This is a genomic window from Luteimonas sp. A501, from assembly GCF_054052085.1.
Map to the genome: position 1 here is coordinate 206151 of NZ_JBSVRI010000001.1, position 12999 is coordinate 219149.

The 12999-nt window shown below is 69.5% G+C and carries 12 protein-coding genes and 1 tRNA gene; 9 read left to right on the forward strand and 4 right to left on the reverse strand.

Going from position 1 to position 12999, the window contains the following annotated elements; genetic code table 11:
• Window positions 1–213 precede the first annotated feature (213 nt).
• Window positions 214–1182, forward strand: a complete 969-nt coding sequence (locus tag ACW7G5_RS00930) for an acyl-CoA dehydrogenase family protein (RefSeq protein ID WP_457001025.1) — start codon at window positions 214–216, stop codon at window positions 1180–1182.
• A gap of 13 nt (window positions 1183–1195) precedes the next feature.
• Entirely contained in the window at window positions 1196–2674 is a 1479-nt protein-coding gene (locus ACW7G5_RS00935; RefSeq protein WP_457001027.1) for an NAD-dependent succinate-semialdehyde dehydrogenase, read from the forward strand.
• Window positions 2675–2926: 252 nt separating this feature from the next.
• Here ACW7G5_RS00935 and ACW7G5_RS00940 read toward each other — a convergent pair.
• Window positions 2927–3003, reverse strand: a tRNA-Met gene (locus tag ACW7G5_RS00940).
• A 155-nt stretch (window positions 3004–3158) separates the two neighbouring features.
• Between ACW7G5_RS00940 and ACW7G5_RS00945 the strand changes: the two genes are divergently transcribed.
• The 3 genes from ACW7G5_RS00945 to bfr all read left to right on the forward strand — a co-directional run bounded on the left by ACW7G5_RS00945 (window position 3159) and on the right by bfr (window position 4582).
• Window positions 3159–3728: an RNA pyrophosphohydrolase gene (locus tag ACW7G5_RS00945; protein WP_457001029.1), complete on the forward strand. Its 570-nt coding sequence runs from the start codon at window positions 3159–3161 to the stop codon at window positions 3726–3728.
• A 55-nt stretch (window positions 3729–3783) separates the two neighbouring features.
• A complete protein-coding gene (locus ACW7G5_RS00950; protein WP_457002796.1) occupies window positions 3784–3990 on the forward strand; it encodes a (2Fe-2S)-binding protein in 207 nt (68 codons plus the stop codon).
• A gap of 121 nt (window positions 3991–4111) precedes the next feature.
• Complete coding sequence (gene bfr, locus ACW7G5_RS00955; RefSeq protein WP_457001031.1) at window positions 4112–4582, forward strand: bacterioferritin; 471 nt, start codon at window positions 4112–4114, stop codon at window positions 4580–4582.
• Between the two features lie 116 nt (window positions 4583–4698).
• Here the strand turns inward: bfr and ACW7G5_RS00960 are convergent, their stop codons facing one another.
• From ACW7G5_RS00960 to ACW7G5_RS00970, 3 genes are all read right to left on the reverse strand, one after another.
• A complete protein-coding gene (locus ACW7G5_RS00960; protein WP_457001033.1) occupies window positions 4699–7221 on the reverse strand; it encodes an ATP-binding protein in 2523 nt (840 codons plus the stop codon).
• Between the two features lie 31 nt (window positions 7222–7252).
• The gene (locus ACW7G5_RS00965; RefSeq protein WP_457001035.1) at window positions 7253–9115 is read right to left on the reverse strand and encodes an EAL domain-containing protein; all 1863 of its coding nucleotides are present in this window, start codon (window positions 9113–9115) and stop codon (window positions 7253–7255) included.
• A 109-nt stretch (window positions 9116–9224) separates the two neighbouring features.
• Window positions 9225–9806 carry a DUF4126 domain-containing protein gene (locus tag ACW7G5_RS00970; RefSeq protein ID WP_457001037.1) on the reverse strand — a complete coding sequence of 194 codons (582 nt, stop codon included), beginning with the start codon at window positions 9804–9806 and terminating at the stop codon, window positions 9225–9227.
• A 97-nt stretch (window positions 9807–9903) separates the two neighbouring features.
• Here ACW7G5_RS00970 and ACW7G5_RS00975 point away from each other — a divergent pair, with 97 nt between their 5' ends.
• Genes ACW7G5_RS00975 through ACW7G5_RS00990 form a run of 4 tightly spaced genes read left to right on the forward strand, consistent with a single transcriptional unit; the run spans window position 9904 to window position 12939 of the window.
• On the forward strand, window positions 9904–10599 hold the full coding sequence (locus ACW7G5_RS00975; protein ID WP_457001039.1) for a DUF6776 family protein: 696 nt from the start codon (window positions 9904–9906) through the stop codon (window positions 10597–10599).
• Between the two features lie 32 nt (window positions 10600–10631).
• Window positions 10632–11006 (forward strand): iron-sulfur cluster insertion protein ErpA, encoded by a 375-nt coding sequence (erpA, locus tag ACW7G5_RS00980; RefSeq protein ID WP_343255788.1) that lies wholly within the window; start codon window positions 10632–10634, stop codon window positions 11004–11006.
• Window positions 11003–11917 carry an NAD(+) diphosphatase gene (gene nudC / locus ACW7G5_RS00985; RefSeq protein WP_457001041.1) on the forward strand — a complete coding sequence of 305 codons (915 nt, stop codon included), beginning with the start codon at window positions 11003–11005 and terminating at the stop codon, window positions 11915–11917. Before erpA ends, nudC begins: the two co-directional genes overlap by 4 nt.
• A 38-nt stretch (window positions 11918–11955) precedes the next feature.
• A complete protein-coding gene (locus tag ACW7G5_RS00990; protein ID WP_457001043.1) occupies window positions 11956–12939 on the forward strand; it encodes a hypothetical protein in 984 nt (327 codons plus the stop codon).
• Window positions 12940–12999 lie beyond the last annotated feature (60 nt).

Sequence of the window (12999 nt, forward strand, 5' to 3'; positions counted from 1 at the left end):
GCTCGGCACCGACATTGCGTTGGCACAGCATCGAATATCGGGCCGTTTGTCGCCTTGATACGCTGCGACGCAATGTTTGCGTCTGGCGTCAGGCTGGCCGGCTTTGACCAGCGGCGACGCTTTCTTTGCGCAGTGCGTCAATCGCGGCCTGGCCCATTGCGCGGTTCCAGGTGGCAGGGATGATGGCGCCATGAGGGACTGTCGGGGATATCCGTGAACGAGGCGCTTCGCTACCACCCATGCATCGAGCAGCGCGCGATCGCCGACGCGTTCAACGTTTCCCTGCGCGCGCTGCTGCCGTTGGAGCGGATCCATGGCGCGCGTGAAGAAGACACGGACACATGGGCGAAGCTCGACGACATCGGCCTGTTTTCAATCGCGCTGCCCGAAGAAGCGGGCGGCAGCGGACTTGGCGCCGCGGAAGAAGCCCTGATCGCGATCGAGCTCGGGCGCTGCCTTGCCGCGCCATCGGTCCTGGCCACCATCGGCGCGACGCATGCGCCTGCAAGCGGCGGGAGCGACGCAGCCATGCGCACGGCGGCGGGATATCGCAGCGGCGAGCGCTGTATCGTCGTCGCCGACCCGCTGGCCCAGCGCCTGCTTCTGCGTGACGCCGGTGAAGCTTGGTTGTGTGCCGGACATGCCGCGGGCGAGGTGGTCGACGACGGACTCTGGCATGCGCGGCTGGAGTCGGGCGCCTCGCCCGGAGCGGATGCGGTGCGATTCGATGCGGCCGGAATCCTGCGGCTGCGCCTCAATGATGCCGCTGTACTGGCCGGTATCGCTGCGCTGGCACTTGAGATGGCCGTGGCCTATGCAAAGGAGCGCCGCCAGTTCGGGCGCCCGATCGGCAGCTTCCAGGCGATCAAGCACCACTGCGCCAACATGGCGATTGCCGCGCGCAACGCCGCCGACCAGGTCGGGTTTGCCGCGGTCGCAATCGACGAAGGGCGCGCCGATGCCATGCTGCAGGTCGATTGCGCGCTGCTTGTCGCAGGCGCGGCGGCGCTGGGCAACGGCGCGACCAATATCCAGGTCCATGGCGGCATCGGATTCAGCGAAGAGGCCAATCCGCATGTACTGCTCAAGCGCAGCCAACTGCTGGTCACGATCTCGGGCGGCCTGGAAGCGGCGCGCGCACGGATTGGCATGGCCAGCGGGGAGTGGCCGGGTGCGTTCTGACAGGAGTACCGACATGGCAGACGATGACTTCCTTTCCACGCTGGCGCGTCCGGCGCTGTTCCGGGAAGCGAACCATATCGGCGGGCAGTGGATCGAAGCCGGTGACGGAAAGACCATCGAGGTCACCAATCCGGCGACGGGCAGGGTGCTCGGACACGTGCCGTCGCTGGGTGCCCGCGATACTGCGCGCGCCATCGCCGCGGCAAAGGCGGCCGGGCCGGCATGGCGCGCACTGACCGCGAAGCAGCGCGCGGTACCGCTGCGCCGGCTGTTCGAACTGATGATGGCGCACCAGGAGGATCTCGCCCGGATCATGACCGCCGAGCAGGGCAAGCCGCTGGCCGAAAGCCGCGGCGAGATCGCCTATGCCGCCGGCTTCATCGAATGGTTCGCCGAAGAAGGCAAGCGCATTTACGGCGACACCATTCCCGAGCACCTGCCTGGCCGCCGCATCATCGTGCGTAAGGAGCCGATCGGCGTGTTCGCCGCGATCACGCCGTGGAATTTCCCGGCGGCGATGATCACCCGCAAGGCCGGTGCCGGCTGGGCGGCCGGGTGTACCGGCGTGCTGCGGCCGGCAAGCCAGACGCCGTTCTCAGCGATCGCACTGGCGGTGTTGGCCGAAGAAGCCGGCCTGCCCCCGGGCGTGTGCAACGTGATAACCGGACCCGGCAGCGAGATCGGTGGCGAGATGACCTCGAATCCCGATGTGCGCAAGCTGTCATTCACCGGAAGCACCGAAGTGGGCGCGCTGCTGATCGCCCAGTGCGCACCGACGGTCAAAAAGACCGGAATGGAACTGGGCGGCAATGCGCCCTTCATCGTCTTTGATGACGCAGACCTCGACGCCGCGGTGCAGGGCGCGCTGGCCTCCAAGTTCCGCAACGCGGGGCAGACCTGCGTCTGCGCAAACCGGCTGCTGGTGCAGGACGGCGTGTACGACGCCTTCGCCGCGAAGCTTGAAGCCGCGGTGTCCGCGCTGGAGGTCGGCGACGGGTTCGCGGACGGCGTGCAGATCGGCCCGCTGATCGACGCCGCGGCGGTGCGCAAGGCGCAGGAGCACGTGGACGACGCGGTCTCGAATGGCGCCAAGGTTTTGACCGGTGGCGGTGCGCATGCGCTGGGCGGAAACTTCTTCGCACCGACCGTGCTCACCGGCGTGACGCGCGAGGCGCGGATATTCTCCGAGGAAACCTTCGGCCCGGTGGCACCGCTGTTCCGCTTCTCGACCGAGGCCGAGGCCATCGGGATGGCGAACGACACAGAGTTCGGCCTGGCGTCCTACTTCTACAGTCGTGACATCGGGCGCGTGATGCGCGTCGCGGAGGCGCTTGAGTACGGCATCGTCGGCATCAACGAAGGACTGGTCTCGACCGAGGTCGCACCCTTCGGCGGCATGAAGTCGTCGGGCCTCGGCCGCGAAGGCTCGAAGTACGGCATCGAGGACTACCTGGAGATCAAGTATCTCTGCCTGGGTGGCCTGGACGCCTGATCCTGAACTCTTCCGTGTATCGCTTGCTGCTCATGGCCACTCCCGCTGTTGCCGTGGATCATGGCTGCGAGGTGTCTATGAAACACGGAGCGATTCAACCGGGCACAGGCCGTTTTCGGGTCGCGGTGGGTCCGGACAGCAAGAGCCTTCGACGGGCGACCCCCGCTTTTCTCGGACCCTGGATTTGGGCACAAAAAAACCCGCTTGGAAGGCGGGGTCTTGTGCGCAATCAATTGATTTTGCGGTGAAATCTGGTGGCTATGGGTGGACTCGAACCACCGACCCCAGCATTATGAGTGCTGTGCTCTAACCAGCTGAGCTACATAGCCATGGTGCCCGCACGCGTTGCGCGGCGAGCCCGCAATTGTCCACCCGCCCGGCATCCGCGTCAAATCCCCCGGCCCGGCTTGTCCCCTCCGGCGCCCCGTGGCAGAGTCGGACGCAGTGACGCTGCAGGCGTCGAAAGACCTCAGGAGTCCGCATCGTGATCGATCCGGACGGCTATAGACCCAATGTCGGCATCGTTCTGATGCATCCGGATGGCCGCGTGTTCTGGGCGCGCCGGGTGCGCCGTGACGGCTGGCAGTTCCCGCAGGGCGGGATGAATTCCGACGAGACCCCGCTCGAGGCAATGTACCGGGAGCTCGCGGAAGAGACCGGGCTGGAGGCCCGCCACGTCGACGTGCTGGGCGCAACGCCCGGCTGGCTGCGCTACCGGTTGCCGCCGCGTGCGATCCGTCGCAACGACCGGCTGGTGTGCATCGGACAGAAGCAGGTCTGGTACCTGCTGCGCTTCACCGGAGCCGACGTCGACCTGCGCCTGGACCTGACCGACACGCCGGAGTTCGACCACTGGCGCTGGGTCGATTTCTGGTACCCGCTCGAACACGTGGTGAACTTCAAGCGCGGGGTCTATACGCGGGCGCTGCAACATCTGGCGCCGTTCGCGCGCCAGGTGGCGGGGCCCGGGGCGGTGCCGACGATCAGCCTGGAAACCCAGCGCGGGCGCGGGCGTCCGGTGCCCATGACGAGAACGCGCCTCGTTCAGGATTGACAATCATTCTCATATGGAACGACAATCGGTTCGTCCCATGAACCGTGAGTCCGCCGTGTACGTCTGTGTCTGCAACGGGGTTACCGACCACCAGATTCGCGAGGCCGCCGCCGCAGGCTGCGGCAGCATGACCGAGCTCACCATGCGTACCGGCGCCGGCGCCTGCTGCGGCAGCTGCGTGGATACCGCGGTGGCGCTGCTGGAAGACGAGGCCGCTTCGCGCAGGGGCCTGCAGATCCTGCCGCTGGCCAACGCGGCCTGAGGCGCTCGCATCGGACCCACCTGGATGAAGGTGGGGATGATCACGATTCGCGTTCCGGCATGTGGGGATCGTTGGCGCTAGAGTCGTCAGGATCCTTCCCCACGCCAGCCGGAGACATGCCATGAAGGGCGACCCCAAGGTCATCGAGTTCCTCAACAAGGCGCTCTACAACGAACTCACCGCGATCAACCAGTACTTCCTGCACGCAAAGATGCTGAAGAACTGGGGCCTCGAAGACCTCGCCAAGCACGAGTACGAGGAATCGATCGACGAGATGAAGCACGCCGACCAGCTGGCGGACCGCATCCTGTTCCTCGAAGGGCTGCCGAACTTCCAGGCGCTGGGCAAGCTGCGCGTGGGCGAGTCGCCGCGCGAGATCCTGGAGTGCGACCTGGCGCTTGAACTCGACGGCCTGCCGCTGCTGCGCGAGGCGATCGAGTACTGCGACAGCATCAAGGACTACACCAGCGGCCGGCTGTTCAAGGACATCCTTGATTCCGAGGAAGAGCACGTCGACTGGATCGAGACCCAGCTCGACCTGATCAACCGCGTGGGCGAGCAGAATTACCTGCAGTCGAAGATGGGCAGCTGATCGCAGCTATAGCTGCTCCCACAGGGAAGATGGGCGGCTGATCGCAGCTATAGCTGCTCCTACAGTTGCGATCGGGCCACAGGCCGCTCCTACACAGCCCCGCCGCTCCTGCAGAGCTAGGCCTGGGCTGCGCTCGCGGCCTTCAGCGCCGCGCGGGCGCGGTTGAACTCGTTGGCTACCAGCGCCACCGCCACCGCGGGGCGCTCGAGCAGGCGCTCTCGCGCGCCCAGTTCGACGCGCTTGGCCGCGGCCGACAGTGACATCGCGCCCAGGTTGGCGCTGGACGACTTCAGTGAATGCGCGGCGTCGCGCAGGGCGTCGTAATCGGGGGCGGTGGCGGCCTGTTCCATGGTACCCACCAGGCGCGGCGTGTCCGCCAGGAAGACATCGATCAGGTGGTCAAGGTCGTCGCCGAGCATGGCGCGCAGCTCTTCAAGGATCTCGTGGTCGAGCACGGGCGGAAGCGTGGATGGCGGTGCCGCGAAAGCCGGTGCTGGCGCGGCATCCGCGGGGCCTTGCACAGCCACAGGTGCCTGCGCAGCCGGGGAAGCAGGCGTCGGCCGTCTCGCCCATTCCGTGCCAGCGTCGAGCGCCGTCGTCGGAATCGACAAATCATCTGCCTCGTCATCCGGCCCGGCTACGGGCGGAATCCCGTCCACGAACTCGACCTCTACTTCGGCGCCCTCGCTCCCGGTGCCGACAGCGTGGTTGGCGTAGCCGATCATGTCGCCGGTTTCCGGATCCACTTCATAGGCTTCGCGCTGGGCGGCGGCCGCGGCCGCTTCGGCGTTCCACCAGCGCGCCAGCGTGCGCTCCAGCTCGCTGCGGGTCACCGGCTTGGCGAGGTAGTCGTCCATGCCGGCATCCAGGCATTTCTGGCGATCGCCGGCCATGGCATTGGCGGTCATGGCGATGATCGGCACGTGGCGGCCGTCGCCGGCGTCCTGCTCCATCTCGCGCCAGCGGCGGGTGGCGGTGTATCCGTCCATCACCGGCATCTGGCAGTCCATCAGCACGACGTCGTAGCGCGAGGCTTCCATGCGCAACAGCGCGGCTTCGCCGTTGCTGGCGGTGTCGCAGGTGATGCCGAGCACCGACAGCAGGCGCTGGCCCACCATCAGGTTCACGGGGTTGTCTTCGACCAGAAGCACGCGCGCGGCGCGAATCGGGGCCGAGGGCAGTGAGGATGCGATGGCGTTGGCCATGGAGACGGGTTCCCTGACGTTGTCCGGTGCCTGTGCGGCGTTCCCGCCCAGCAGGGCGGCACGGAGATCGGCGTCGGGGGACTGCCGGCTGAGGAGGGTGACGCTGCGTTGCAGTTCTTCGGGGACCGGATCATCCCCGTACAGGCAGACCAGCTTGAGGTCGCCGTAGACGGCCTGGCGGCCGAGGTTGCGGTGCAGGGCCACCGCGGTGCTGCGCATGCCGGCAAGGTCCGCCAGCACGAGGGAATAGGCCCAGGGCGCGCCCTGGTTGGAGGCCGCGCGCAGGCGGTCGAGGGCTTCCTGGGTGGTTTCGACCGCGCTCACGCGCAGGCCCCAATTGGGCAGCAGCATCGACAGCCGCAGGCGCAGGCGCGGGTCGGCGCTGAGCAGCAGCAGGCGGCCGCGGGCGGTGTTGTCGTCAAGGTTGTTGGGCATGTCGCCGGCGGCCTTGAGCAGCGGGATCTCGAACCAGAAGGTGGCGCCGTGGCCGGCTTCGGACTCCACGCCGATGCGGCCGCCCATCAGTTCGACGATGCGCTTGGAGATCGCCAGGCCCAGGCCGGTGCCGCCGTACAGGCGGGTGGTCGAGGCATCGGCCTGGCTGAAGGCCTGGAACAGGCGCGTCTGCGAGCTTGCCGGGATGCCGATGCCGGTGTCGCGCACTTCGAAACGCAGCTGGTGCTGGGCGGCGGTCTCGCCGTTGCGACGCACCGTCACCGTCACCGAGCCGCGCTCGGTGAACTTCACCGCGTTCGACACCAGGTTGCCCAGCACCTGGCGCAGGCGCACCGGGTCGCCGCGCACGGCCAGGCGCACGGCCGGGTCGATGTTGAGGCTCATGCGCAGGCCCTTGCCCTGGGCCGGGCGGTCCAACAGCTGCATCACGCCATCAAGCAGTTCGCGCAGGTTGAAGCCGGTGCTCTCGAGTTCGAGCTTGTCGGCCTCGAGCTTGGAGTAGTCGAGGATGTCGTCGACGATGCGCAGCATCTGCTGCGACGACGTGTACGCGGTGCGCACCAGTTCGGCGTGGTCGGGTGCCAGGCGGGCGTGCATCAGCAGGTCCAGCATCGGCACGATGCCGTTGAGCGGGGTGCGGATCTCGTGGCTCATCGTGGCCAGGAACTCGCCCTTGGCCATCACCGCCGATTCCGCCGCCTGCTTGGCCTGGCGCATCTGCGCTTCGAGCTGGGTGTGCTGCTCGATCTGCGCCTGCAGCTGTTCCATCACCGCCTCGTCGCGGCGCGCGCGCTCGTCGGCCTCGTCCATTTCCTGGTCGCGGCGGCGCACGCTGACGTGGATGGCGATGACCGCGAACAGCACCAGCAGCACCAGCACCAGCGCGGCATGCTCCCAGGGCCCTTCCAGCCCGAGGGCGTCCAGCACCAGGGACAGGGTGGCGCCTGCGGCCGCGCCCAGCGCGAGCCAGCGGAGCATGATTGCCGAGGGTCGTCCGCGTGTCAGCATGTCAGAGCACCGAGTGGTGGAAGTCGAAGTCCATTTCTCCCGCGGCCTGCTGCACCAGGTTGCCCTGGATGAAGTCGACGCCGCTCATCCAGAGCGTGGCCGCGGCCTGCGGATCCTCCACCTGCTGGCCGATGACGCACAGGCCCAGGCGGTGCGCGCGCTCGATGGCCTGGCGCATTTCATCGCGCACGGCCGGGTCGTCGAGCTTCTGCGAATAGCGCGAGGCCAGCCGCACGTAGCCCAGCGGCAGCTGCCCGAGCAGGGCGTCGGCCTCGCGGCCGGACTGGTACTGGCCAAGGCACAGCTGCACTCCGGCGGGCACCATGGCGTCGCAGAACTCGCGCAGCGCCAAGGCGTGGATCAGGGCTTCGTCCTGGCGCACGTCGATCACGATCCGCGTGCCCTCGACGCCGTAGGCGGCAAGCATGCCCAGCACGTGGTCGGCGTGGCCGTCGCGGGCCAGGCTGCGTGCGGATTGCGAAACAAACAGGCGTACCGGCCGGCCGTCGGCCGTGCGCTGGTGGAGCACGGTCACCGCCAGTTCCAGCACGCGCGCATCGATGTCGTGCATCAGGTCGGCGGCATCGGCGGCGGGCAGGAAGTCGGCCGCGGCCAGCAGCTTGCCGTCGGTGCCGCGCATCCGCAGCAGGGTCTGGAACTGTGCTTCGTCACCGCCAGCGACGGCCACCACCGGCTGGAACGCGAGTTCGAAGCGGTTGTCCGCCAGCGCCTGGCGCACGGATTCGGCCATGGCCTGGTCGTGGTCGCGCTGGCGCGGCGGCTGGTAGCCGGCAACGGCGGTGGGCTGGGCGCGTGCCTCGCGCAGAGCGCGCTCGGCGGCGGCCAGCGCGCTGCTGGCATCGCCATAGGCATGGGCCAGGGTGGTGTAGCCGACGAAGGCGCGCAGGCGCACCGCCTCGTCGTTCGCACTGAAGCCTTCGCGGCCGAGCGCGTCGCGGAGCGCGCGGGCGCTTTCCGGCAGCTGCCCGGCTTCAAGTTCGGCGGCGTGGATCAGGTAGATGCTGTCGCTCAGGCGCGACACGGCGTGGCCGGCCGCGGCTTCGCCGATGCGGGCGGCGGCATCGGTGAGCAGCTGCTCCAGCCCCGAATAACCATAGCGATCGCGGAGTACGCCGATGCCCGCGATCTCGACCATGAACAGCGCGCCCTTGCCGTCGCCGGGGATCATCGAGTTCAGGCGCTGCAGCATGTGCGAGCGGGTGAACAGGCCGGTGACCGGGTGGCGGCCACCGCCGCTGCGCTCGCGCTGCAGCATGCGCGCCCGGCGCACGCGGCTCTGCACCGCGGCGATCAGGTGCCGCGGCCGCACCGGCTTGGTGAGGAAGTCGTCGGCGCCGACCTCGAGCACCTCGAACTGGCGCTCCGGGTCCGGGTCGCCGGTCAGGAAGACGATCGGCACGTGGCCGTAGGCGGGGTCCTGGCGGATCAGGTTGGTCAGTTCCACGCCGTCCATGCCCGGCATGTGCAGGTCCATCAGCACCAGGTCGGGGCGGAAGGTCGCAAGCGAGTCCATCACTTCGGTGGCCACCGACACCACCGCCGCCTGCATGCCGGCGCCGCTGAGCACGCTTTCGGCGAACAGCGCCTGGCTGAGGTCGTCCTCGACAACCAGCACGCGGTAGGGCGCATCGGTGCTGCCGTCGGCGGCGACCGGGGGCGTGACCGCGGGTGGCGGGGGTTCGGCCGGAGGCGCATCGGCCTGCACGGCCACCGGCGGCGCGGCGTCTTCGCACCAGCGGCGCCAGTAGCCGGACGGCGGGAACTCGGCGCGAACGGCACCACCGGGCAGGGGCGCTGCCTGGCCCGTGTCCGCTGCGGTCCGTGTGCCGGGTGCTGCACTCACTGCGGGAGACCTCCGTAGGCAGGGACGGAGGCGCAGCGCACCTTGCGCTCCCCCCGAATCGCCAAGCCTACAACGAACCGGCGCCGCGGTCCTGCGATGCCGGTCGCGCTCAGCCCGTGCCGGCCACGGCGCGGCGCCGGAACAGTCGCCGCCAGACCCACCACAGGCCCAGGGCAAGCAGCAGGCTCAGTACCAGCGCGATCCCCAGCGCCAGCAGCGGGTTGGCCAGGGCCAGGGCCAGCAGGCCGATGGTGGCGACGTCTTCGGTGGCCGAGGCCCCCCAGTTGCTGAGCGGCTCCGGGGATGCATTGATCAGCACCCGGCTGCCGGCCTTGAGCACATGGCTGCCGAGGGCCACGCCGGCCCCGGTGGCGAGCATGCCGGCCGACAGGTCGCCATCGGGCGAGAGCGCGGCCGCGGCCAGGAAGGCGCCCGCCGGCACCCGCGCAAGCGTCTGCAGCAGGTCCCAGCCGGAGTCGACGCCCGGGATCTTGTCGGCGAAGAATTCCACCAGCGCCAGGACTCCGGAGATGCCCAGCACCCATGGCGATGCGGTGACTTCGAGCGCGGATGGCAACTCCAGCCAGCCCAGCGCGCCGGCCAAGCCGACGCCGAACACGGTGAGGTAGACGCGGATGCCGGCCAGCCAGGCAAGCAGGACGCCGGCGGCGAACAGTTGGGCTTCGGACATGGCCGTGCTCCGTGGGGCTGCGATCGACTGCGATGGCGCGAAGTATAGGCACCGCCCCGTTCGCCCGGCGCTCAGGCGCGGGCGTTACCATGCGTGGATGCCGGACACGCCACCGCCCGAACACCCGCATCCGCGCGCGCACATCGTCCTGATGGTCGTGCTCGCGGCCTGCCTGCTGTTCGGGGTCTGGGGTGCCTGGACGGTGTCCAACGGCGGGAGTCGCAGCGACGATGCCGCGCTTCGCGGCGAAATCGACGGCCTGCGCCAGGAGGTCGCGACGCTCGCGCGCTCCGACCAGGTCAGCCGCGAGGCCAACGGCGACCTTCAGCTCGCGCTGGCCGAACGCGACGAGGAAATCTCGGCCCTGCGCGCCGACGTCGCCTTCTACGAGCGCCTGGTCGGCAGCACCAGCCAGCGCCGCGGGCTGACCGTGCACGGCCTGCGCCTGCAGTCGCAGGGCGAAGGTGCCTGGCACTTCACCGCCACCCTGACCCAGACCCTGAACCGGGCAGCGGTGAGCAGCGGGAACCTAACCATTGAAGTGGAAGGCTCGCGCAACGACAGCCTGGAGCGCCTGGACTGGACCGCGCTGCGCCAGCTCGACGATGCGCCGGGCGTGGAGTATTCCTTCAAGTACTTCCAGCAGGTCGACGGCGACCTGATGCTGCCCGAAGGCTTCAAGCCGCTGCGCGTGATCGTGCGCCTGGCGCCGCCGCGTGGCCAGGCGGTGGAGGAGTCCTTCACCTGGGCCGACGCCACCGCGGCGACGCCACGTTCCGCGCCGGACGCTTGAAGCCCACGGTCCCACCCCCCATGCTTGATGGCATGAGCACCACCATCGATCTTTCCGCCCCCGGCTACCAGTCGCTCGACCGCCCGCTGGAGTTCACCCCGTCGGCTGCGGCCAAGGTCCGCGAACTGATCGCCGAAGAGGGCAACGACGCCCTCAAACTGCGCGTCTATATCCAGGGCGGCGGCTGCTCGGGTTTCCAGTACGGCTTCGAGTTCGACGAAGAGCAGGGCGATGACGACCTCGCCGTGGCGACCGATGGCGTGACGCTGCTGGTCGACCCGCTGAGCCTGCAGTACCTGATGGGCGCGGCGGTCGACTATGTCGAAAGCCTGCATGGCGCGCAGTTCACCATCCGCAACCCGAACGCGAAGTCGACCTGCGGCTGCGGCAGCAGCTTCACCGCATGAGCCCGCGGCGCGCGGCGCCGTTCGCCTTCGTCGAGGCGCCGCTGGATCGCGCCGAGAATATCCGTGACGACAACGAGGCCCTGGCCCGGCTGTGGGCCACCGGGCGTGCGCTGGTGCTCGATGCCGAGGGCCGCGCGTGGGCGACGGCCGATGGCTCGGTGTTCGCGCCGCCGGCGGCCGATCTTGCCGATGGACCCGGCGCGGCCCTGTTCCTGGGCCTGCGCGGCGACGAGGGCTGGTTCGCGGTGCGCGCGGAAGACGCCGCGGACACGCGCGGCGCCGCTGCCACGCCGCCGCCGCCCGGCGTCGACCTGCGCAACGCGGCCGCGCAGTGGCCGGATTTCGAGGCCACCGCCTTCGCCCAGGCGCGCGCGGTGCTGCACTGGCGCGCGCGGCACCGCTACTGCGGGGCCTGCGGCGCGGCGCTCGAGTACCGGCGTGCGGGCTGGCTTGGCTGCTGCGGCGGCTGCGGGCTCGAGCACTATCCGCGCACCGATCCGGCGATGATCGTCGCGGTGAGCGACGGCGAGCGCCTGCTGCTCGGCCGCGGCCCCGGCTGGGCACCGCGGCGCTATTCGGTGCTGGCGGGATTCGTCGAGCCGGGCGAGTCGCTGGAGCAGACGGTGGTTCGCGAGGTCCACGAGGAATCCGGAGTGCGCGTGCTCGGCTGCCGCTACCTGGCGTCGCAGCCTTGGCCGTTCCCCTCGTCGCTGATGCTCGGCTTCGAGGCCGACGCCGCACCCGACGTGCCGCAGTGCCTGAGCGACGAGCTCGAGGATGCGCGCTGGTTCACCCGTGGCGAAGTCGGCGCCGCGCTGCGCGGCGAATCCGGCCCCGACGGGCTGCTGCTGTCACCGACGATCTCGATCTCGCGCTGGCTGATCGAGCGCTGGCACGACAGCCGGGGGTGAGGGCGGTCGCCTTCGCCGGCTGGCGCTAGAATCAGGCCATGTTTCCGACCCTGTTCGCGGTAGTGGTTGCGCTGGTGCTCGGGCACCTGGCGCCCTGGTTTGCCGCTGCCGTCCGCGACGACGGCTGGTATCGCGCCCTGCTGCGCTGGCTGGACGGTCGCTTGCGCGAGGATGCGTTCTGGCGCGGGCGCTGGGGCCTGCTGCTGGCGCTGGTCCCGGTGCTGCTGGTGGTCGGTTTCCTGCAATGGCTGCTGCACGGCGTGGCCTTCGGGCTGCCGGCGCTGCTGTTCGGCGTAGCCGTGGTGTTCTACGCCTGGGGCCCGCGGGATCTCGATGTCGACGTGGCCGCGGTGGTCGATGCGGAAGACTCTGCCGAGCGCCGCGAAGCACTGGCGCGCCTGCGTCCCCCGGCTGCGGCGGGTGCCGCCGACGCCGGCGACGAGGTCGGTCGCGTCTTCATCGCAGCCCTGCGACGCTGGTTCGGCGTGCTGTTCTGGTTCGTGGTGCTGGGCGCGGTGGGCGCGCTGCTGTATCGGCTGGTCGCCATCGCCGCAGAGGACGAGCCCGCGCTCTATCTGCCGGCCGGCACGGTGGAGGGCGCACGCCGGCTGCTGGTGCTGCTGGACTGGCCGGTGGCGCAGTTGATGGCGCTGTCGCTGGCGCTGGTGGGCAACTTCGACGTGGTGGTGTCGGCCTGGAAGGCCGCCGGCGGCACCGGCCTGGCGCAGGGAGCCGACGTACTCGCCGCGGCCGGTCGCGCGAGCGTGCGTCGCGAACTCGACGATGCGGTCCGGGAGGCGGGGTCCGTGGAGGCCGGCGCCGAACGCGGCGTCGAGGGTCGCGTCGAAGCCGGTGTCGAACCCGGGGCCGCCGGCGTGCCGCCGATGGCGGCGCCCATGGCCACGGTGCTCGAGGCCCCGCTGGACCAGGCGATGCGCGACGCCATGTCCCTGGTCTGGCGCGTCCTCCTCGCCTGGCTCGCGTTGCTGGCCCTGTTCGTCGTCGCCGGCTGGGTCAACTGACGCACCTCCCCGTAGGAGCAGCTATAGCTGCTCCTACATGAGGGGATGTGGTCCGGAGGG